17 protein-coding genes are annotated in these 16,882 nt (G+C 65.8%); 9 read left to right on the top strand and 8 right to left on the bottom strand.

Annotated features, from left to right (window positions below):
- The first annotated feature begins 157 nt into the window (after positions 1-157).
- On the top strand, positions 158-1,111 hold the full coding sequence (gene epsC / locus CSQ93_RS20710; protein ID WP_099379658.1) for a serine O-acetyltransferase EpsC: 954 nt from the start codon (positions 158-160) through the stop codon (positions 1,109-1,111).
- A 106-nt stretch (positions 1,112-1,217) separates the two neighbouring features.
- On the opposite strand, the gene CSQ93_RS20705 is transcribed toward epsC, so the two are convergent.
- From CSQ93_RS20705 to CSQ93_RS20680, 6 genes are all read right to left on the bottom strand, one after another.
- Positions 1,218-1,697 (bottom strand): META domain-containing protein, encoded by a 480-nt coding sequence (locus CSQ93_RS20705; RefSeq protein WP_099379657.1) that lies wholly within the window; start codon positions 1,695-1,697, stop codon positions 1,218-1,220.
- Positions 1,698-1,769: 72 nt separating this feature from the next.
- The gene (bla, locus tag CSQ93_RS20700) at positions 1,770-2,669 is read right to left on the bottom strand and encodes a subclass B3 metallo-beta-lactamase (protein ID WP_099379656.1); all 900 of its coding nucleotides are present in this window, start codon (positions 2,667-2,669) and stop codon (positions 1,770-1,772) included.
- Positions 2,670-2,733: 64 nt separating this feature from the next.
- A complete protein-coding gene (locus tag CSQ93_RS20695) occupies positions 2,734-3,519 on the bottom strand; it encodes a hypothetical protein (RefSeq protein ID WP_099379655.1) in 786 nt (261 codons plus the stop codon).
- A gap of 72 nt (positions 3,520-3,591) precedes the next feature.
- Positions 3,592-4,983 carry an LLM class flavin-dependent oxidoreductase gene (locus tag CSQ93_RS20690; RefSeq protein ID WP_099379654.1) on the bottom strand — a complete coding sequence of 464 codons (1,392 nt, stop codon included), beginning with the start codon at positions 4,981-4,983 and terminating at the stop codon, positions 3,592-3,594.
- 3 nt (positions 4,984-4,986) lie between these two features.
- Complete coding sequence (locus CSQ93_RS20685) at positions 4,987-5,814, bottom strand: MetQ/NlpA family ABC transporter substrate-binding protein (RefSeq protein ID WP_099379653.1); 828 nt, start codon at positions 5,812-5,814, stop codon at positions 4,987-4,989.
- Between the two features lie 21 nt (positions 5,815-5,835).
- Positions 5,836-7,050: an acyl-CoA dehydrogenase family protein gene (locus tag CSQ93_RS20680; RefSeq protein ID WP_099379652.1), complete on the bottom strand. Its 1,215-nt coding sequence runs from the start codon at positions 7,048-7,050 to the stop codon at positions 5,836-5,838.
- A gap of 254 nt (positions 7,051-7,304) precedes the next feature.
- On the opposite strand from CSQ93_RS20680, the gene ssuE reads away from it, so the two are divergent.
- Genes ssuE through CSQ93_RS20655 form a run of 5 tightly spaced genes read left to right on the top strand, consistent with a single transcriptional unit; the run spans position 7,305 to position 11,778 of the window.
- Complete coding sequence (gene ssuE, locus CSQ93_RS20675; protein WP_099379651.1) at positions 7,305-7,925, top strand: NADPH-dependent FMN reductase; 621 nt, start codon at positions 7,305-7,307, stop codon at positions 7,923-7,925.
- A gap of 24 nt (positions 7,926-7,949) precedes the next feature.
- Entirely contained in the window at positions 7,950-8,957 is a 1,008-nt protein-coding gene (locus CSQ93_RS20670) for a sulfonate ABC transporter substrate-binding protein (protein ID WP_099379650.1), read from the top strand.
- 22 nt (positions 8,958-8,979) lie between these two features.
- On the top strand, positions 8,980-10,140 hold the full coding sequence (ssuD, locus tag CSQ93_RS20665) for an FMNH2-dependent alkanesulfonate monooxygenase (RefSeq protein ID WP_099379649.1): 1,161 nt from the start codon (positions 8,980-8,982) through the stop codon (positions 10,138-10,140).
- A gap of 1 nt (position 10,141) precedes the next feature.
- Complete coding sequence (ssuC, locus tag CSQ93_RS20660) at positions 10,142-10,933, top strand: aliphatic sulfonate ABC transporter permease SsuC (protein WP_099379648.1); 792 nt, start codon at positions 10,142-10,144, stop codon at positions 10,931-10,933.
- 17 nt (positions 10,934-10,950) lie between these two features.
- Positions 10,951-11,778, top strand: a complete 828-nt coding sequence (locus CSQ93_RS20655; protein WP_099379647.1) for an ATP-binding cassette domain-containing protein — start codon at positions 10,951-10,953, stop codon at positions 11,776-11,778.
- On the opposite strand, the gene CSQ93_RS20650 is transcribed toward CSQ93_RS20655, so the two are convergent.
- Together CSQ93_RS20650 and CSQ93_RS20645 are read right to left on the bottom strand one after the other, a co-directional pair.
- Positions 11,735-12,445: an HAD-IA family hydrolase gene (locus tag CSQ93_RS20650; protein ID WP_099379646.1), complete on the bottom strand. Its 711-nt coding sequence runs from the start codon at positions 12,443-12,445 to the stop codon at positions 11,735-11,737. The two genes, CSQ93_RS20655 and CSQ93_RS20650, sit on opposite strands and share 44 nt — an antisense overlap.
- Before the next feature lie 55 nt (positions 12,446-12,500).
- A complete protein-coding gene (locus tag CSQ93_RS20645; RefSeq protein WP_099379645.1) occupies positions 12,501-12,956 on the bottom strand; it encodes an META domain-containing protein in 456 nt (151 codons plus the stop codon).
- 152 nt (positions 12,957-13,108) lie between these two features.
- Here CSQ93_RS20645 and CSQ93_RS20640 point away from each other — a divergent pair, with 152 nt between their 5' ends.
- The 3 genes from CSQ93_RS20640 to CSQ93_RS20630 all read left to right on the top strand — a co-directional run bounded on the left by CSQ93_RS20640 (position 13,109) and on the right by CSQ93_RS20630 (position 16,828).
- Positions 13,109-14,053 (top strand): hypothetical protein, encoded by a 945-nt coding sequence (locus CSQ93_RS20640; RefSeq protein WP_099379644.1) that lies wholly within the window; start codon positions 13,109-13,111, stop codon positions 14,051-14,053.
- On the top strand, positions 14,050-15,525 hold the full coding sequence (gene pdxR, locus CSQ93_RS20635; RefSeq protein ID WP_099379643.1) for a MocR-like pyridoxine biosynthesis transcription factor PdxR: 1,476 nt from the start codon (positions 14,050-14,052) through the stop codon (positions 15,523-15,525). The genes CSQ93_RS20640 and pdxR overlap by 4 nt, the downstream gene beginning before the upstream one ends.
- Before the next feature lie 124 nt (positions 15,526-15,649).
- Positions 15,650-16,828 (top strand): benzoate/H(+) symporter BenE family transporter, encoded by a 1,179-nt coding sequence (locus CSQ93_RS20630; protein WP_099379642.1) that lies wholly within the window; start codon positions 15,650-15,652, stop codon positions 16,826-16,828.
- Positions 16,829-16,882: the final 54 nt, after the last annotated feature.

Below are 16,882 nucleotides of genomic sequence, written 5' to 3'. Positions count from 1 at the left end.
ACGCTAGTGGCAACAATCGGGTTTGATCGCTGGCCGCCACGCGATCCATATGCGTTTTTCGCATATGCAACCTTGAAATTCTTCGTTTGCATCGCTTGTCGCCACCGCTAAGCTGGGGCGACCCGGCCTGTTCGCCGATTTCTGGAAGTGATACGCCATGCACAGCATTTATCCCGCGGCGCCCGCCGACGACACGGCCCAGTGGAACCTGGGACCCGTGATCCAGGCCTTGCGCAGCTCGCGCGAAGACAAGCACAAGATCCGCCATAACGGCAGGGTGCGTGAACTGCCGTCGCGCGAAGCCCTCACCACCATCGTCAACGGCTTGTCGGCGGCCCTGTTCCCCACGCATTACGGGCGACCCAACCTGACGGACGAAAGCATCGATTATTTTGTCGGCGACACCCTCAATACCACTTTGAACCGCCTCAGCGAACAGGTGCGGCGCGGCTTGCTGTTCTCGGCTCCGGCTCACGCCGTTCCGGCCGGCGATGAGGGCGATGGCGCCAGCGACGACGCGGCCCTGGCGCAGCAGGCGCGCGACATCACGCGCGCGTTCGCCGCCAGCCTGCCCGATATCCGCGCCCTGCTGGTGTCGGACGTGCAGGCCGCCTACGCAGGCGACCCGGCCGCCACCTCGGTGGCCGAGATCATGCTGTGCTACCCGGGCACCATCGCCATCCTGTACCACCGCCTGGCCCACCGCCTGCACGCGCTCGGTGCACCGTTCCTGGCGCGCCTGATCGCCGACATCGCGCACACCCTGACGGGCATCGATATCCATCCGGGCGCGCACATCGGCGCCTCCTTTTTCATCGACCATGGCACGGGCGTGGTGATCGGCGAGACGGCCATCATCGGCCAGCGGGTGCGCCTGTACCAGGCCGTCACCCTGGGCGCCAAGCGTTTTCCAGCCGATGCTTCCGGCGCGCTGATCAAGGGCACGCCGCGCCACCCCATCGTCGAGGACGACGTGGTCATTTACGCGGGCGCAACCGTGCTGGGGCGCATCACCATCGGCGCGGGATCGACCATCGGGGGGAATGTGTGGCTGACGCAGAGCGTGCCGCCTGAGAGTAACGTATCCCAGGCGCAGATGCGCAACGACTAGGTGCTGCGGACGGGAATAACCCCATAGTCAAGGCTGGGATCAGACCCGGCGGGGGAATGCGCCCCAAAGGGCGGATTCCGATCGCGAAGCGACTGACCCCACAGTTTTACTTCACCGTCAGCGCTTCATACCGCGCCACGGGCACGCCATCCTTCAGCAGCAGCAATTCCTGGTCGGCGTAGCGGTAGCCATTGACTTCGCCCAGGGTGCTCAAGAGCAGGCGCTCGAGGTCCATGTCCTGCGGCTGGCACATCATCATGGTGCCGGCCATCTGTCCAAAGTTCAGGGTACTGACGCCATCGCTGGTGTAGCCGCCCATCATCTGGTTACAGCCGCTGTTGCCGCTGGCGCGGCCTTCGGCCAGCTGCAGGGTCACTTCGCGCTGTTCGGGCGCCTTGCGCACCACTGGCTTGCCCTTCAATTCCTTCAGTTTCCACTGCGTGCCCGTCAGCTTCGGCGCCGGCTTGGCGGGCGACGTGGCGCCTGGCGCGGCGGCGGCAGCGTCGCTGCGCACGGGCGTTTGCGCGCAGCCGGCGGTGATGGCGACGATGGCGGCGAGGGGAATCAGACTGGCGAGTTTGAACATGGCAATCCTTCTTTAAATGAATGGCGCCAGCGTAGCAGATTGGCGCCGCGCCAGCGTGCACGGTTGACAAGTCTACCGTTCCTGCTCCAGGCGCGCCTCGAGCACGGTGCGCGCCGCCGCCACGTAGGCGCGGCAAGCCTGCGGGTCGATAAAGGCTTCGCTGCCGGCCGTGGTGCTCGCCTCCAGCCGTTGCCACAATTGCGACGCTTCCGGGTGGGCGGAGATCAGCACGTCGCAAGGCAGTTTTTCCAGGGTCTCGAAGCTGTGGCGCAAGTCCGCCACTGCGTTCGGATACTCGCTGCTGGCGCTGAATTTGAAGCCGGGACGCGAAACGGCGTTGACACTGTCCGCGTAGACCATGTGCAGGCAGCGGGGGCCGTCGCACGATTGCCACGTCCAGCTCAAGCCTCCGGGCGTGTGGCCCGGCGTGGCATGCGCCGTCAGGTTGACGGGGCCGACGTTGAGCTGGCCGCCGTCGCGCGCCAGGCGCATGTCCTTGACGGGCGGGTACTTGGGCAGCGCGTGGTATTGCGGGTCGTCCGGGCCCACTTCGCCCGACGCCAGGTCCAGCGCGGCCGACGGGCTGGCGGCCACCAGCGCATTGCTGCGCCGCTGCAGTTCGGCCAGGCCGCCCGCATGGTCGATATGGCCATGCGAATTGAGGATCAGTTTTACATCCTCGATGCGAAAACCCAGGGCAGCGATATTGGCGATGATCTTGGGCGCCGATTCCGGCAAGCCGCCGTCGATCAGCACGTGGCCCTGCGGCGACGTCACCAGCACGGAACTGAGGCCTTTCACGCCCACATAATAGGTATTACCGAAGATGCGGAACGGCGCCTCGTCCGCGTTCCAGGTGGCGCAGACCTCGCAGCCAGGCGTCGGCGGCGTGCCTGGCGCTTGCGCCAATGCCAGGGAGCCATGGCCTGCCAGCAGCGCCAGTGCCAGCGTGCGTGTAAGAGTGGGGGGCATTGCGATCCTTATCCGTGGTGCCAGGGTGGCATATGCTGACATGGAACGGGGCTGGACGCAAACGCTAAGGGGCGGCGGACGGCGCGCTGGCGGCATCCTGCTTGTAGACCAGTTCGATCAGGGTATCGTCCGCATAGCGGGTGTCGCCCAAGGGGGCCAGGAAGGACGTGCCGCCATTTTTCTCCTGCAGCGCGACGCGGCGCTCGCCATCGAGCAGGGTGGCGCTGGCGATGGCCGGATCGCTGTACGTGCTCATCTTGAGTTCAATGGCGGAGCACCAGTCGGTGGTGCGCAGCTTGGTGGCGACCAGGGTGCGTAGCAAGAAGGGCGTCTCTTTCTTGGCAATGGCGATGCCGACCTGGCACTGCAGGCGCAGGTCGCCCAGGCGGCGCATGCCGGGCGGTACATCGTCGCTGCGGACGATGGCCTGCCAGCGGAACCGATCTTTTTTCTGGTTGGTGACCAGGTCCGCGTCGTCGCTGTCGCCTTGCGCGCTGCGGGGCAGCACAAAGCTGCCATCTGCAGACAGGGGCACGCTGATCCCCGTCTCGTTGCCGACGATGCGCAAGGTTGCGTCCCGCAGGGCATCGGCCGCGACGCCGGGGCCGGGAATCAGCTGGAAGCGCACTTCGCGTGCCCTGGGCGCCAGTGCATGGTGGTCGTCAAAGGCATCGAGGCCGGCCGCCATCACGCGGTAGGATTTCAATTCCGGGTTGCGGATGCTGCTGACGTGGACGGACTGGCTGGTGTCGGCCGGCGCCTCTGGGGCTGCGTCAGCCTGCGTGCCAGCGTGCGCCGCGATGTGGCCTAGGGCCAGGATGGCGAGGATGGGAAGGGAAGGAAGGTGCACGTAGCCGCCTGTCTGTTTTTAACCTGGCAAGCTAACATGAATGGCAGGGCTTGTCACTGCCCCGCCTGGCATTCATGCGGAGGCCAGGGTGGCGCTGCCCGGTGCGATGCTGACCAGGCGGCCTGCATGGTTGGCGGGCAGGCGCGGACCCTGGCCGAAGACCTTGTGGCGCAAGCTGCCTTCCTCGTAATGGGTGCGGTAGCGGCCGCGCCGCTGCAGTTCCGGCACGATGTGTTCCACCACGTCGGCCATGCTGTCGTGTGCCACGGCGAAGGCGAGATTGAAGCCGTCGATGCCCGTTTCATCGAGCCAGCTTTCCAGCTGGTCGGCCACCTGATGCGCATCGCCCACCAGTACCGGGCCACGTCCGCCCAGGCCGATGTATTCGGCGGCTTCGCGCACCGTCCACGTGCGGTCCGGGTCGGCCTGGCTGAATGAGGCCAGCGCCGAGCGGCCGGCCGGGGAATCGATGTAGTCGATGGTGGCGTCGAGCGGATAGCGGCTGAAATCGACGCCCGTCCAGCCGGACAGCAGCACCAGGGCCGCCTCGATATTCACGTGGCGCAGGTAGTCGGCATGCTTGGCGCGCGCTTCTGCTTCCGTGGCGCCCGTGATGACCAGCGCCTGCGCGTAGATCAGCAGCGCGTCGCCATCGCGCCCGCTTTGCCGCACGGCGGCGCGCAGGTCGTCCGCATAGCGCTTCACCACCGTCTTGCTGGGGCCACTGACAAAGGTGGCTTCCGCATGGCGCGCCGCGAAGCGCATGCCGCGCGGCGAGGTACCTGCCTGGTACAGCAGGGGCGTGCGCTGGGGAGACGGCTCGCACAAATGGATGCCGGGCACCTGGTAGTGACGCCCGGCATGGTTGATCGGATGGACTCTGGCCGGATCGGCGTAGATGCCGCGCGCCTTGTCGTTGACGACGGCGTCGTCATCCCAGCTTTTTTCCCACAGCTTGTAGACGACGTCCAGGTATTCGTCGGCCAGATCGTAGCGTTCGTCGTGGCCCAGTTGCTGGCTCAAGCCCAGGTTGCGCGCCGCGCTATCGAGATAGCCGGTGACGATATTCCAGCCGATGCGCCCTTTCGACAGGTGGTCCAGCGTGGAAATGCGCCGCGCGAACGTGTACGGGTGTTCATAGGTGAGGGCGCAGGTGACGCCGAAACCCAGGTGCGTGGTCGCTTGCGCCATGATGGGCACGAGGGCCAGCGGGTCGTTCAGCGGCACCTGCACGCCGTGTTCCAGGGCCGCGTCGAGACTGTCCCTGTACACGTCATACACGCCCAGCACGTCGGCCAGGAACACCGCGTCGAACAGGCCCGCTTCCAGCAGCTGCGCCAGTTCCGTCCAGTGCGCGGGGTCCGTGTAGCGGTGGCTGCGGTCGCGCGCATGCGTCCACAGGCCTGGCGACTGGTGGCCGACGGTATTCATCTGGAAGGCGTTGAAGCGTATCGTCTTTGCCATGGCTTACTTGGCCGCCGTCTGCAACGCTTGCTGGTAGTCGGGTTTCGAATAGCCGGCAAAGTGCTTATTCGTGATGTCGAGGAATTCGCGCGAGCGGTAGGCGGCCGCCAGGTCCTTGGCGAACTGCTTGTCCTTGTCCGCCGTGCGGATGGCCACCAGGTTGATGTAGTTGGGCGAGATTTTCTCGGCTACCAGCGCCTCCGTCAGCTTCAATCCCGACGCCAGCGCGTAATTGCCATTGATGAAGGAGTAATCGGTGTCGCCCAGTGAACGTGGCAACTGCGCCGCTTCCAGCGGCAGCAGCTTGATTTTCTTCGTGTTGACGGCGATATCCTTTTCCGACGCGCGCACGGGGTCGAAGCTGGGGCGCAGCTTGATCCATCCCAATTGGTCGAGCAGCACCAGCGCGCGCGCCTGGTTGGTCGGATCGTTCGGCAAGCCCACCGTTGTGCCTTCCTTCACGTCGTCCAGGGTCTTGTGCTTCTTGCTGTAGATGGCAATCGGCGCCGTGGGTATCGTGATCAGGTCCGTCAGGGCCAGCTTGTGCTCCAGCGCGAATTTCTTCAGGTAGACGATGTGCTGGAAGACGTTGGCGTCCAGCGAACCCTCGGCCAGCGCGAAGTTCGGCTGGATGTAGTCATTGAATTCCACCAGCTTGACCTTGTAGCCCTGCTTTTCCAGGATAGGTTTGATGCCCAGCTTGATCTGGTCCGCGTACGGTCCCGCGCTGGTGCCGATGGTGATGTCTTTCGGGTCCTTGGCGTGGACGAAGTTGCTCGCCAGGGCGAGGGTCAGGGCGGTGAGGAGGATGCTGCGGCGGGCGATGGTCATGGTGACTCCTTGGTGGGTGAATCAGGAATACGCCGTCGGCTCGGGCAGCGTGCCATTCAAGGCAAAGCGTCCCAGGTCGCGCAGCTTGTAGTCGATGGGGTCGTGCAGGGTATGCACGCGCACGTTGCGCCAGTAGCGGTCGAAGCCATACTGGGCCGAGGTGGAACGGGCGCCCGTCAGTTCGAACATCTGGCTGCTGATTTCCAGTCCCGCCTTGTGCGCCAGGCATTTGGCTTCGGCCACGGCCACTGCCAGCAAGCCACGTTCGCGCGCCGTCACCAGCGCGCCCTTGCGGAACACCTTTTCCAGTTCCTGCGCCGCCGCGTCGGCCAGCACCTGCGCGGGGCGCAGCAAGAGCCACAGTTGGCCATAGCGGTGCTGCACCAATGGGTCGTCCGTTGCCTTGGCCACGCCCGAGGCAAACCAGGCCTTTGCCTGTTCGTCCGTGTACAGGCGCGCCGCCTCGAACGCGCCTTCGGCGATGCCCAAATACAGATTGGCCATGATCAGTTGCGCGATCTGCGAGCGCACGGTGGCTTGCGGCGTGGCGGCCTGCGCGGGCGCCTGCAGCACCAGCTCCCGCGGCAGGGTCACGGCCTGGAAGTGCACATTGCCGCTGTCCGTCTGGCGCTGGCCGAAGGCGTCCCAGTCCGCCTGCACGGTGAGGCCCTCCTGGTGCGTGGGCAGGGCGGCGATCAGCGCCGTCTGCGTGGGCGCATGCCAGGCGGAGACGGTCAGCCAGTCCGATCCCACGGAACCGGAAGAAAAGCTCTTGATGCCATCGAGGATATAGCCGTCGTCGCTGTCGGCCGCCGCGACCCGTTTGTCGAGCGGGTTCAAGGCATTGCCCCAGAACAGGCGCTCGTCAACGGTCAGGGTGAGCAGGCGGCGCTGCTGTTGGGCGCTGCCATACAGCTGCAGGCCGGCCAGCTGCAAATGGTGGAAGCCGAAGACATGCGCCAGCGCACTGTCGGCGCGCGCCAGGATGCGGATCACCTGGTACACGAGGGGCCACGACGCGCCCTGGCCGCCGAATTCCACGGGGATCGACAGGGTCAGCAAGCCCGACTCGCGCAGCCATTCGCGTTCCTGCGCCGCATGGCCGCCGGCCTGGTCGCGGGCATTGGCCGTTTCAGCCAGGCGCGCGGCCAGCGACGTGGCGATGCTGATCGCGTCCTGCAGGGGTTCCGGTACAGGCGGCTGGGGACGGGCGGCATGGAGAAAAACGCTAGACATGGGTGACATTCCAGAAAGACGATGACGCAGATATTGCACCGCCAGGCACGCGCCGTACACGAAGAAAACCGCGCATGGATATGCGAAAAAAGCCGTGCGGCTGAATGCACGATGGCGTGCGGGGCGTCAGGCCCGGATAGTCAAAAAACGCATATCGAAGCGCGAAAGCATTCGTTTTACACGGCTGCTGATGGCGATAGGCTGCAAGCATCCGAGCAACGCCACTTTCAACAACCTACAGGGACGGGCATCACATGAGCATCTTGTTATTGGGCGGTAGCCCGCAACTCCCATCGAGTTCCAGCCGCCTGCTGCTGCATATCGGCGAACAGCTGGCGCTGCAGGGCCATAGCTACGCCAAGCTGCATGTGCGCGACCTGCCGGCGCGCGCCTTGCTGCTCGCCGACTACGACGACGCGGCGATTGCCCGCGCCGTGCGCGCCGTGGCCGATGCCGACGCCATCGTGATCGCCACACCCATCTACAAGGCGTCGTATACAGGGCTGCTGAAAGCCTTCCTCGACTTGCTGCCGCAAGATGGCCTGGCCGGCAAGCTGGTGCTGCCGCTGGCCACGGGCGGCGGTCATGCCCACACCCTGGCGCTCGACTATGCGTTGCGTCCCGTGCTGCATGCGCTGGGCGCCAAGCAAGTGTTCACCAGCATCTATGCGAATGCGCAGCAGCTGGCGTGGCACGAGGAGCGGGGCCTGAGCCTGGATGCGCCGATTGCCGACCGCGTGCAGGCCGGTATCGAGGAACTCTCCACCGGCCTGTTCGTGCTGCACGGACAGCGCCCGCCCGCGCCGGCCGATATTTCGCTCCCCGTACGTTCGCTGCAAGACCAGCCTTACGCGCCTCACTATCAAGCCGCCTGATTATTCACCGACCAAGGAACCGCCATGACACACCGCCACGCACAACGACTCTCGCGCCGTACCACCCTGGGCTTGCTGTTTGCCGCCGCCGGCGTGATGGCGGCCGGCATGCCGGTCACGGCGCAGGCGCAGGCGCAGGCCAAGGGTGAGGTCCAGGTGCAGGTGCGTATTGGCTACCAGAAATACGGCACCCTGACCTTGTTGAAGGGGCGCGGCACCCTGGAAAAACGCCTGGCCGAGCAGGGCGTGGGCGTGAAATGGACGGAGTTCCCGGCCGGCCCCGTGCTGCTGGAGGGCTTGAACGTGGGCAGCATCGATTTCGGCACCGTGGGCGAGGCGCCGCCGATCTTTGCCCAGGCGGCCGGCGCCAACCTGGTGTATGTCGGCAATGAGCCGGCGTCGCCGGCCAGCGAAGCCATCGTCGTGCCCAAGGGTTCCGGCCTGCGCACCCTGGCCGACTTGAAGGGCAAGAAAATTGCCCTGAACAAGGGCTCGAACGTGCATTACCTGTTATTGAAGGCGCTGGAAAAGGCCGGTGTCGCGTACGCCGACATCCAGCCCGTGTTCCTGCCGCCGGCCGATGCGCGCGCCGCCTTCGAGCGTGGCAGCGTGGATGCGTGGGCCATCTGGGATCCGTTCCTGGCGGCCGCCGAGAAGCAGCTGGGCGCCCGCGTGCTGGCCGATGGCAAGGGCCTGGTGGCCAACTACCAGTTTTACCTGGCCTCGCGCACGTATGCGGAAAAAAATCCCGAGATCCTGCGCATTGTGCTCGATGAAGTGGCCAAGGTCGACGACTGGGGCCGCAACAACCCGGAAGAAGTGGCGACGATCCTGTCGGCACAGACGGGGCTGGGCAAGGATGTGGTGGCGCTGGCCGCCTCGCGCTATGCGTATGGCGTCAAACCCGTGTCGGTCGACGTCATCGCGTCGCAGCAAAGGGTGGCCGATGCGTTTTCCAGCCTGAAGCTGATTCCGAAACCGATCGTCGTCAAGGATGCGCTGCTGCCCGTCAAGCAAGTCGCCACCAAATAAACAAAGAGAGATAGAGAACGCCATGTCATTGAATATATTCTGGTTCATCCCTACGCACGGCGACAGCCGCTATCTGGGCACGTCGCAGGGCGCGCGCCCCGTCGATGCCGATTATTTGCGCCAGGTGGCCGTTGCCGCCGACACGCTCGGCTACGACGGCGTGCTGTTGCCGACGGGCCGCTCCTGCGAAGACGCGTGGGTGGTGGCGTCGTCGCTGATCAGCGTGACGCAAAAGCTCAAATTCCTCGTGGCTATCCGCCCCGGCCTGTCCACGCCCGGTCTGGCCGTGCGCATGGCGTCCACCTTTGACCGCCTGTCGAACGGGCGCCTCTTGATCAATGTCGTCACGGGCGGCGACCAGGGCGAGCTGGAAGCGGACGGCCTGTTTGCCGACCACGCCAAGCGCTATGAAATTTCCGATGAATTCATCAAGGTGTGGCGCGCCACCCTGGCGGGCGAGGGCGGCGCGGCCGGCTACGATTTCGAGGGCAAGCATATCCAGGTAAAGGGCGCGAAAACCCTGTATCCGCCCGTGCAGAAACCATATCCGCCCCTGTATTTCGGCGGCTCGTCGGAGCCCGCGCATGAACTGGCGGCCGAGCAGATGGACGTGTACCTGACGTGGGGCGAGCCACCTGCTGCAGTCGCCGAGAAAATCGCCGACATCCGCGCGCGCGCGGCAAAAAAAGGCCGCACGGTCCGGTTTGGCATCCGATTGCACGTGATCGTGCGCGAAACGAACGAGGCGGCCTGGCGCGCGGCCGATGAACTGATCAGCCACCTGGACGACGACATCATCGCCAAGGCACAGGCGGCCTTCGGCAAGATGGATTCCGTGGGGCAGCAGCGCATGGCGGCCCTGCATGGCGGACGGCGCGACAAGCTCGAAGTGTCGCCGAATCTGTGGGCCGGCGTGGGCCTGGTGCGCGGCGGCGCGGGCACGGCCCTCGTCGGCGACGGCCCGACCGTGGTGGCGCGCATGCAGGAGTATGCCGACCTGGGTATCGACACCTTCATTTTCTCGGGCTACCCGCACTTGGAAGAATCGTACCGCTTTGCAGAACTGGTATTCCCCTTGCTGGGCAAGGGCAAGGCCGTGGGTGAGCAGTCACTGACGGGGCCTTTCGGCGAAGTCATGGCCAGCAATATCGTGCCGGTCGCGCCACAGAAAAAGGCGGCCTGAGATGGCGACGGCCACCGTCAAGCATCAGCCAGGAACGTCCTGGCGTAATGCGCTGGCGCCGTGGGCCTTGCCCGTGGCGCTGCTGCTGGCCTGGCAACTGGCGGCGCAGTGGGGCTGGCTGTCGAGCCGCATCCTGCCCGAGCCGTGGGCCGTGGCGAAAGCCTTCTGGCACCTGGCCGTGTCGGGCGAATTGTGGCTGCACCTGAAAACGAGCTTGTGGCGCGCGACGGTCGGTTTCGTTATCGGCGCGGGACTGGGCTTGCTGCTGGGCCTATTGACGGGCAGCTTCCGCCATGCGGAAACCCTGCTCGACACGACCCTGCAAATGGTGCGCAACATCCCGGCCCTGGCCCTGATCCCGCTGGTGATCCTGTGGTTCGGCATCGACGAGACGGCCAAGCTGTTTCTGCTGGCTGTCGGCGTGTTCTTTCCCGTCTACCTGAACACCTTTCACGGCATCCGCTCGGCCGACCAGGGGCTGATCGAAATGGCGAAAAGCTATGGTCTTTCGGGCTGGCCCTTGTACCGCGACGTGATCCTGCCGGCCGCCATGCCATCGATCCTCGTTGGCGTGCGCTTTTCGCTGGGCCTCGTGTGGGTGCTGCTGATCGTCGCCGAAACCATCTCGGCGCAGGCCGGCATCGGCTACATGACCATGAATGCGCGCGAATTCCTGCAAACGGACGTAGTGCTGGTGGGGATTTTGCTGTACGCCTTGCTGGGCAAGCTGGCCGATTTGTTCTCGCGCCGGCTGGAACGCCATTGCCTGCGCTGGAATCCCGCCTACCGATAATGAGGAAAGAAACTACCATGCTGCTCGCCCCCATCCAGATCGAAACGGATTTTTTGTCGCACTTCGTTCAGTACGACCCGGCCAGCGCGCCGCAGGCCAGGACCGCGCCGCAGGCTCCCTCGGCGCGCCGAGGCGTGCCTTTGGAACTGACGCAATTGAGTAAGGCCTATGGCGAACGTCCCGTGCTGAAGAACGTCGACCTGCAGCTGGAAGCGGGAGAGTTCGTTGCCATCGTGGGACGCAGCGGCTGCGGCAAGAGCACCTTGCTGCGCTCTATCGCGGGCCTGGAAAGCGTCGATGACGGTAGTATCGCCATCGGCAGCGGCGTGGGCGCGCCCGACATCCGCATCATGTTCCAGGAATCGCGTTTGCTGCCGTGGAAAACGGTGCTCGACAACGTGGCCTTGGGCCTGCCCCGTTCCGTCGGTGCGGCCGCCGCTTCGCTGTGGACGGTGGGACTGGCCGAGCGGGCGGATGACTGGCCGTCAGCCCTGTCGGGTGGGCAGAAGCAACGGGTGGCGCTGGCGCGCGCCCTCGTGCACGAGCCGCAACTGCTGCTGCTCGACGAACCCCTGGGCGCGCTGGACGCCCTGACGCGCATCGAGATGCAGCAGCTGATCGAGTCGCTATGGCTGGCGCGCGGTTTCACGGCCGTGCTGGTGACGCACGACGTGGCCGAAGCCGTGGCCCTGGCCGACCGGGTACTGCTGATCGAGGATGGGCAGATCACGCTGGACGTGCAGGTGGACTTGCCGCGACCGCGTCAGCGCGGCCATGCGGCCTTCGCCGCGCTGGAGCAGGCTATCTTGTCGCGGGTGCTGCAGCCATCTCGGCCAGGACAATAAAGCCGTCGCCATCGACGCTTGCCACGATGCGCTCGTAGCTGTCGATGGCAGGGTGGCGCGTGGCCAGCGGGTGCGCGTGCGTGGCGGTGACGACGATGACTTTCGCGCCAGCCGCTTCGCCCGCCTCGATGCCGACCGACGCATCTTCGAACACCAGGCAGTCAGCGGGCGCCACGCCCAGTTTTTCAGCCGCCAGCAGGTAGCAATCGGGTTTCGGCTTGCCGGCCTTGACGTCTTCCGCCGTCACCATGATGGCGGGTATCGGCATGCCGGCCGCCTTCAGGCGCGCCGTGGCCAGTGCCCTCGGCGCCGAGGTGACGATGGCCCATTGCGCGGGCGGCAGCGATTCTAAAAAGCGCAGCGCGCCCGCGATTTCAATAATCCCTTCCACATCGATGATTTCCGCATCCGTGATGCCCTGCGACTCGCGCTGCGCGTCGACGCCGGGCAAGCGCAGTTTGGCGATGGTATCGACCGAGCGCGCGCCGTGGATGGTGGGCAAAAAGGCCGCCACATCGAGGCCCCGGCGCTGCGCCCAGGTGCCCCAGATGCGTTCGGCGGCGGCGATGGAATTGATGACGGTGCCGTCCATGTCAAAAAGAAAAGCCCGATAGCGGCCGGCGGCCGATGGTGTCAGGGATGAAGACGGCGAGGGCAGTGCGGACATGGCTTCCTTCCAGATGATGGGCTGGAAGCCATTGTAACGGCAGCCGGTTTTTATTTCACAGGTAGACCGATTCAAAGCGGGCCACGGGCGCGCCATCCTTGAGCAGGATCAGGTACTCGCCTTCGAAACGGTAGCCCGTCACGCTGTTCAAGTTGGCCAATACCTCGCTTTCCAGCTGCATCAGGGGCGGCGGGCAGGCCATGCGCGTGCCGGCCAGTTGCGTGAAGCGCAGGGCCTGGCCGGCCAGCGTATAGCCGCCCATCACGCGGTTGCAGCCCGTAAAACCATGGACCTTGCCATCGTCGGTGAGGGTGATGCGCACTTCGCGCTCCTGCTCCGGCGCCATCGTCACGGCGGCGCCATCGAGTTCCGTCAGCTTCCAGTAGGTATTCGTCAGGCTGTAGCTGGGCGTCAGGCCGGTGTCCGGCTTGGCGCTGTCGGACGTGGCGGCGCAGCCGCCGGCCATGGCGATGGCGGCGGCGAGGGACAGGTATTTCAGGCGAGGCAGCATGGGAGGCTCCTGTTCATGGGGGGAATAGCCGCCAGACTAGCAGTTTTTCCATGCCTGCCCGCGTACCGTAGCGGCGATTGTTTCCATTTTGCCAGTCCTGGCATTAAACTCATGCTTTCTATTGTTTTAACGTTGATCGGGGAGCCGGGCCGATGCTGCAAGCGCAAGCGCTGGATAATCGACTGGTCGCCACCAGTGCCGACGACGTGCTGGTCGACCGTATCGTGCCCGGCGCGCCGCTGGTCATCGCCTTCGGCTTCGTCTCGTGGACCACGCGTCCCGCCTTTGATTTTTACGGCCGGCTGAGAAAGCTGGAGCAGGCCAGCGGCCAGCCGCTGAACAAGATCCTCGTGCGCGATTCGGGCAATGCCTGGTACCACCGCCGCATCGCGGGCCTGGGCAACCACGTCGACGAGACGGCGCAGGCCTTGCGCGAGCTCGTGCGCCGCATCGCGCCCAGTCAAGTCACGACCCTCGGCCAGTCCATGGGCGCGTACGCGGCCGTCATGTATGGCTTGCTGCTCGATGTGCAGCAGATCGTCGCTTTCGGGCCATTGTCCTTCCTCGACGTGCGGCAGGCCCGCTTGTACCATGAGCTGCGCTGGCTGCCCGTGATGGAGTCGCTGGCGCAAGACCCGCCAGCGTCCGGCTACTACGACCTGGCGGCCCTGTGCCGCGCCAGGGCGACGGACGCCACGCAGCTGCACCTGGTGTTCGGCACGCGGCCCGATGTGGCCAATCCGGGCGCCAGTGCCAGCGAATCGGTCAACCTCGACGCCATGCACGCGCAGCGCCTGGCCGCGTTCGGCCGCTGCACCTTGCACCCGTATCCGCAGTCGGGCCATGCGGTGGTGCAGCACCTGATCGACACGAAGCGCATCAACGGCTTGCTGGCCACATGCATACTCGGTCTCACGCTGGACGATGAACCGATGCCGGAGATCGGCGCGGCATGGCAGGACTGGGTGGCGGAAAACCTGCGTTTGGGCTGCGCCGGCGAGCAACTGGTGGCGGTGCTGCAGCAGCACGGTTTTTCGCTGGCCAGCAGCATGGCCGCCGTGGCTGCCGTTGCTGCCGCCCGCGCCAAGGCCGTATGACACCGCAGTTCGAACTCGACACCCTGAAAATGCGCATCGCCGCGCCCGAACTGGCGGCGCTCGACTTGCGCGTGCGGGTGCAGCGCGCACTGCGCCAGCTGATACTCGACGGCGTGCTGGCGCCCGGCCTGCGCTTGCCGGCCACGCGGGCGCTGGCGCAGTCGCTGGGCGTGTCGCGCGATACGGTGGAAATGGCGTATGCGCAGCTGCGCCTCGATGGCTATCTGCGGCGGCAAGCGGGATCGGGCAGTTTTGTGTCGCCGACCATAGGCGCGAGCTTGCTGGGCAAGCCTGCGACGGCGCTGCCGGCCTTGTCCGTGCAGCCGGTGGCCCTCAGCGTGCGCGGCGCGCAGATTCTCGCCAGCGGCGGCGTGCTTGATCAGCAAAGCGTCAAGGCCTTCGCCACGGGCTTGCCGGAAACGCGGGCCTTTCCGCTCGACGTGTGGGAGCGCTTGCGGCGCCAGGCGGCCGGCGAACACCAGGCCGGCGTACTGCTGCACGGCGACCCGCAAGGCGCCGAGCCATTGCGCCAGGCCATCGCCGACTATGTCAACCTGGAGCGGGGCGCGCGTGCCACGGCCGATCAGGTGCTGGTGCTGAGCAGCACGCGCCAGGCCCTGTACCTGTGTGCGCAGGTGCTGGCCGACGCGCATGGCCCCATCCTGATGGAAGACCCCGGCTATTTCGGCGCGCGCAAGGCGTTCGAGATGGCGCAATTACGAATCGTGCCCGTGCCCGTCGATGCGGATGGCTTGTCCATCGAGCACCTGCGGGCGGATCGCAGCGGCGCGAACACGGTGTATGTCACGCCGTCGCATCAATACCCGACGGGCGCCACCCTGGCGCTCGAGCGCCGCCTGGCCCTGACCGCCTGGGCGGCCGAACGCCAGGGCTGGATCATCGAGGACGATTACGACAGCCAGTTCCACTATGCGGGTTGGCCGACGGCGTGCGTGCAGGGGCTCGACACGCGGCAGCGCACGATTTACCTGGGCACCTTCGCCAAATCGCTGTATCCGGGGCTGCGCCTTGGCTACATGGTGCTGCCGCCCGCGCTGGTGAAACCGATGACGTACGCACGCAGCATTGTCGATGGCCATACGCCGCAACTCGATCAATTGACACTGGCCCGTTTCATCGCCGATGGCCATTTCGCGGCCCATGTGCGCGCCATGCGCAAGGTCTACGCCGTGCGCCGCGATGCGATGGCGCAGGCCGTGCTGCGGCACTTGCCGCACGTGGTCACGGCGCAGCTGCCGCCGGGCGGCTTGCAGATGCCGTGTCTGCTGCATGAAGGCAGGGACGAGCTGGAGACGCTGCGCCTGGCGGCCCAGGCGGGCATCGTGCTGCCGGGCCTGAGCCGGCTGTATGCGACGCCGCCAGAGCGGGGAGGCTGGCTGCTGGGCTTTGCGGCCTTGACCCCGCACGAGATCGACAGCGGCATCGTCCGCCTGGCCCGCGCACTCGGTTAATGCTGTCAAAGTGGTCTGTTGTATGTTCTTGAATTGGCCTGCTTGAGCAGTCCATGTGGCCATTAATATGCTCCCTTTCAATGGCAGAGGCATATACATGACAACAACCACAACAACCGCCGCCATGGCCGCCAGGGCGCGCTGGCGCGACCTGGCTTCCCCCGCCATGGCGGCCTTCATTTCCGTCCTCGTCAACTATGGCGGCACCTTCGTGCTGGTATTCCAGGCGGCCCAGCTGGCCCAGCTGAGCGCCGCGCAGACGGCGTCCTGGGTCTGGTCGCTGAGCATCGGCGTGGGCGTGACGGGCATCTGGCTCAGCTACCGCTCCCGCGCGCCCATCATCACTGCCTGGTCCACGCCCGGCGTGGCCTTCCTGGCCACCGTCATGCCGCATACGCCGTATGCCGAGGTGATCGGCGCCTACATGGTGTCCGCCATCGCCTTCATTCTGCTGGGCATGTCCGGCGCCTTCGAGCGCCTGGTGCGGCTGATTCCTGGCGGCATCGCCGCCGGCTTGCTGGCCGGTATCCTGCTGCAGTTTGGCGTGAATGCATTCGGCGGCGCCAGCGCCGATCCCGTGCTGGTGGCGGTATTGCTGCTGTCGTACGCCGTGCTGCGCCGTTTCACGGCACGCTTTGCCGTGGTGGGCATCATGCTGATCGGCCTGGCCCTACTGCTGGCGCAGGGGCGCATCGATGCGCAAGGTATCGAGCTGGCCCTGGCTGCGCCCGTGTTCGAGATGCCGCGCTTTTCCGTGGCGTCCCTGCTGGGCGTGGCGTTGCCCCTGTTCTTGATCACCCTGACGGGGCAATACATGCCCGGCATGCTGGTGCTGCGCAATGACGGTTACCAGGTCAGCGCCAATCCGATTTTGACGGTGACGGGACTCGGTTCGCTGCTCATGGCGCCGTTCGGTGCGCATGCGTTCAACGTGGCTGCCATCACGGCCGCCATCTGCACGGGCAAGGATGCGCATGCGGACCCGTCGAAGCGCTATGTCGCGGGGCTGGCGTGCGGCGTGCTGTACATCCTGGTGGGTATCTTCGGTGTCACCCTGGCCACCCTGTTCATGGTCTTGCCGCGCCCCTTCATCACGGCGCTGGCAGGCCTGGCCCTGCTGGGCGCCATCGGCAACAGCCTGGCGCAGGCCATGGCGGAGGTGCGCATGCGCGAAACGGCGCTGATCACCTTCCTGGCGACGGCCGCGAACGTGACCCTGCTGGGCGTGGGCGGCGCCCTGTGGGGGCTGGCGGCCGGGTTGGCGGCGCATGGGCTGATGCATGGCTGGCGCAAGGCGGCATAGCAAGACAGGTTGCCCATGTTGCCCGCCGCCGCATACAATTGCTGCGCCCGTGCC

Origin of the sequence: Janthinobacterium sp. BJB426, from assembly GCF_002735705.1 — a bacterium.
GTDB lineage: Bacteria > Pseudomonadota > Gammaproteobacteria > Burkholderiales > Burkholderiaceae_D > Janthinobacterium.
This window is presented reverse-complemented; position numbering and strand designations above follow the sequence as displayed.

Bases quoted from the DNA above. Each gene is read 5' to 3' on its own strand.
- CSQ93_RS20705 (WP_099379657.1), bottom strand. From the start codon at position 1,697: ATGTTCAAACTCGCCAGTCTGATTCCCCTCGCCGCCATCGTCGCCATC.
- CSQ93_RS20630 (WP_099379642.1), top strand. From the start codon at position 15,650: ATGGCCGCCAGGGCGCGCTGGCGCGACCTGGCTTCCCCCGCCATGGCG.
- CSQ93_RS20650 (WP_099379646.1), bottom strand. From the start codon at position 12,445: ATGTCCGCACTGCCCTCGCCGTCTTCATCCCTGACACCATCGGCCGCC.
- CSQ93_RS20655 (WP_099379647.1), top strand. From the start codon at position 10,951: ATGCTGCTCGCCCCCATCCAGATCGAAACGGATTTTTTGTCGCACTTC.
- CSQ93_RS20640 (WP_099379644.1), top strand. From the start codon at position 13,109: ATGCTGCAAGCGCAAGCGCTGGATAATCGACTGGTCGCCACCAGTGCC.
- ssuD (WP_099379649.1), top strand. From the start codon at position 8,980: ATGTCATTGAATATATTCTGGTTCATCCCTACGCACGGCGACAGCCGC.
- CSQ93_RS20680 (WP_099379652.1), bottom strand. From the start codon at position 7,050: ATGTCTAGCGTTTTTCTCCATGCCGCCCGTCCCCAGCCGCCTGTACCG.
- CSQ93_RS20670 (WP_099379650.1), top strand. From the start codon at position 7,950: ATGACACACCGCCACGCACAACGACTCTCGCGCCGTACCACCCTGGGC.
- ssuE (WP_099379651.1), top strand. From the start codon at position 7,305: ATGAGCATCTTGTTATTGGGCGGTAGCCCGCAACTCCCATCGAGTTCC.
- CSQ93_RS20690 (WP_099379654.1), bottom strand. From the start codon at position 4,983: ATGGCAAAGACGATACGCTTCAACGCCTTCCAGATGAATACCGTCGGC.
- pdxR (WP_099379643.1), top strand. From the start codon at position 14,050: ATGACACCGCAGTTCGAACTCGACACCCTGAAAATGCGCATCGCCGCG.
- CSQ93_RS20685 (WP_099379653.1), bottom strand. From the start codon at position 5,814: ATGACCATCGCCCGCCGCAGCATCCTCCTCACCGCCCTGACCCTCGCC.
- CSQ93_RS20645 (WP_099379645.1), bottom strand. From the start codon at position 12,956: ATGCTGCCTCGCCTGAAATACCTGTCCCTCGCCGCCGCCATCGCCATG.
- bla (WP_099379656.1), bottom strand. From the start codon at position 2,669: ATGCCCCCCACTCTTACACGCACGCTGGCACTGGCGCTGCTGGCAGGC.
- ssuC (WP_099379648.1), top strand. From the start codon at position 10,142: ATGGCGACGGCCACCGTCAAGCATCAGCCAGGAACGTCCTGGCGTAAT.
- epsC (WP_099379658.1), top strand. From the start codon at position 158: ATGCACAGCATTTATCCCGCGGCGCCCGCCGACGACACGGCCCAGTGG.